Raw genomic sequence first — 3,161 nt, forward strand, 5'->3', positions numbered from 1 at the left:
CCCGCTGCGCGCCCTTGCGCGAGGTCCCCGATGCCTCGGCCGAGCTGCCCCCGGCAGCCTTGCCCGCACCCTTCGCCGTGCCCGCGGCGCGTCCGTCTCGCCTGGAAGCGTTCGCCATTTCGAGATTCCTCCACCCGGCCCCGGCGCCCGCCCGGTCCCTCGGCCCGGGTGGGGCGGTCGCCGCTGATACCGGCAGTCTTCCACCATCCCACGGGGCGCATGGCCGAGTCCCCAGGTCCGGGGGCCGTGCACCGGGGTCAATGTTCGTCAAGGACCTGCGCCCGTGTCGCGACGACGCGGTAATGTGCGGAGCTGCCGCGTGACTGCGTCGCGCCCGGCAGTCGAGCAGTGGCATCACCAGACAGATCCGTAGAACCAGCGCGAACCAGGCATATCGCTTGATCGCGATAGTTCGCCACGAGATAGATCGGGAAGGGCAGCGAGGTCGCGCCACCGCAATCACCGACGTCGCAGGATGCACATGGATCCGGAAACCGACATGGTCGTCACCGCGAGAGTGAGCGCCACGTTCGCCCCTGAGGGCCGTTCGGTGGCTGCCGCGCGATCCTTCGTACGCCAGACCCTGACCGAGTGGGACGCCGCGGGCGTCGTGGACGACGCCGTACTGCTCGTCAGCGAACTTGTGACGAACGCCATCGTGCACGCCGGCACGGCCACCGAGGTGTCCTGCGTGCGGTACGACTCGGCCGTCCAGGTCGAGGTCGTCGACCGCTACCCGACCCTGGAGCTGCCGGCCCCCGTGGGGGTCTTCGACGCGGACGACGAGAGCGGCCGCGGGCTCTTCCTGTCCGCGTCGATCGCCTCGGCGTGGGGCGTGGAGTACACCAAGTCCGTCAAACAGGTGTGGTTCCGGCTCGACCTGCCGGACGGTGGATCCGCCACCAGCCTCGCCGGACCCACGCTGCCGACGCACGTGCTGCCAGGCGCGGACACACCCGTCCGGGTCGCGGTCGTGCACGCCGACGCCCACCAGCGCGTGACGCACTGGAACGTGGACGCCGCCGACCTGTTCGGCCGCTCGGCCCAGGACGCGGTGGGCATGCGCCTGTCGGAACTGGTCGACTGGCCGCACACCCCCGACAACTCGGATGCCGACCTCCCCTTCGCCGCGATGCTCGAACTCTCGCGCTGGCAGGGGATGTACGACATCCGGCACGGCGAAGGCCGCCCCGTGCGCGTGTTCGCCTCGCACGTACGCCTGCGCGACGCGTCCGACAACCCGCAGCTCGTGCTGCTGGCGGTCCCGGCCCGGGCCCGGGCGGTGCTGGAGAACCGCGCCGCGGCGGCCGCCGGGCGCACGCCGGTACCGCCGCCGACCGACTCGGAATGGGACGGTCTGGAGGGCACGAACCGCCCCGGCCTCGACGACCTGCTCCAGCGCGCCATCGAGCGCGCCCGCGACCTCCTCGACGGGGACGCGGCGTTCGTGCTCATCGCCACGGACGACGAGAGCGAGATGGAGGTCCGCGCCACCACCGGCCTCGGATCCGCGCAGCAGCGGTTCGCCCGGGTACCGGTGGAGACCACGACGGGCCGATTCGGCACCGCGCGCATGCCCGCGGTCCACGACGACGCCGAGGCCGTGCGTGACGCGGTCCCGCTCCTCGCCGACACCGTGATGCGCTCGGCCGTGACCGCCCCGCTCAAGGTCGAGGGCCGGCTGACCGGCACGCTCGGCGTCGCGTCGGAATCCTCGTCGCACTTCGACAACGACGCCGCGGCCCGCCTGCAACGTGCCGCCGACCGCATCTCGCTGTCCGTGGAAAGCGCGCGGCTGTCCGAGCTCGAACGGGTCCGCCGCGGCTCGCTGTCGTTCCTCGCCGAGGCTTCCGACCTGCTCGCGGGCACCCTCGACCCGGAAATGACGCTGGCGATGGTCGCGCAGATCGTGGTGCCCCGGCTGGCGACGTGGTGTGCCGTGCACACGATCGGCGAGGGTCACGATCCGGTCCTGAGCTGTGTGTGGCACACCGACGAGATGCGCATCGACGACCTCCGGGAGTTGTTGGACCAGGCGGAGCCGCCGCGCGCCCACCCGACACCGGGTGCGCGCGCGTGGCCGGGACTTCGGCGCCTCGGCGCTGAGGCCGCGGCACAGCACGAGGATCTGGTCACCGGTGAGGCGGTCTCGCTGCCGCTGGTCGCCCGGGGCCGCGGCATCGGCATGCTGACGCTGGGCAACGCGACCGGCGAGCGGTTCCGACGCGAAACCCTGGAACTCGCCGAGGACCTGTCCCGCCGGGCCGCGCTGGCGATGGACAACGCCCGCCTGTACTCCGAACGCAGCGCCACCAGCCAGGCGTTGCAGCGCAGCCTCCTGCCGCCGGACCTGCCGCAGGTGCCGGGCCTGGACATCGAGGTCGTCTACCAGGCGTCCGGCGAGAGCAACGAAGTCGGCGGCGACTTCTACGACTTGTTCACCATCAACCCCGACCTGTGGGGCTTCGCGATCGGCGATGTCTGCGGCACGGGCCCCGAGGCGGCGGCCGTCACCGGCCTCGCCCGGCAGGCGCTGCGCCTGCTGGCCCGCGAGGGGATGCCGGTACCGGCGGTGTTGCAGCGGCTCAACACCGCAATCCTCGACGAGGGTCCGCGCAGCCGCTTCCTGACCCTGCTGCACGGCCACATCACCCACCGCGACGGCGGCGGCGTACGCCTCAACCTGGTGTCGGCGGGCCACCCCCTTCCGCTCCGGCTGCGCCCCGACGGGCAGGTCGAACAAGTGGCGACACCCCAGCCGTTGCTGGGTGTCCTGGACGAACTGGACCTGGTCTCCGAAGTCGTCGACCTCGATCCGGGCGACGTACTGCTGTGTGTCACCGACGGCGTCACCGAACGGCGCGAGGGCAGCCGCATGCTGGGCGAGGACGGCCTCGCCACCGTCCTGGCCGGATGCACCGGCCTCACGGCCGGCGCGGTGGCGGCCCGCGTCCACCGAGCCGTCGAGGCCTTCGCCGCGGAACCTGCCCGCGACGACATGGCCATCGTCGTGCTCCGGGTCGCGGAAACCTGAGCACCTGAGCACCTGAGCCGCTGTCGTCGAGTTGCGTGTCCTGACCGCGCGTTGCCGGATGTCGGCGGCGACCGTCCGGGCACCGACGTTGTCACCCCCATGGCTGCGGTGGCCGGGCGGGGGGGGG

At 72.3% G+C, this 3,161-nt stretch carries 1 protein-coding gene; it reads left to right on the forward strand.

The annotated features are described in order from the left end of the window. Window positions 1-481: 481 nt before the first annotated feature. A complete protein-coding gene (locus ACRX5S_RS18450) occupies window positions 482-3,034 on the forward strand; it encodes a SpoIIE family protein phosphatase (protein WP_436774038.1) in 2,553 nt (850 codons plus the stop codon). Window positions 3,035-3,161: the final 127 nt, after the last annotated feature.

The sequence above is a fragment of the Yinghuangia sp. YIM S09857 genome, assembly GCF_051388915.1.
GTDB lineage: Bacteria > Actinomycetota > Actinomycetes > Streptomycetales > Streptomycetaceae > Yinghuangia.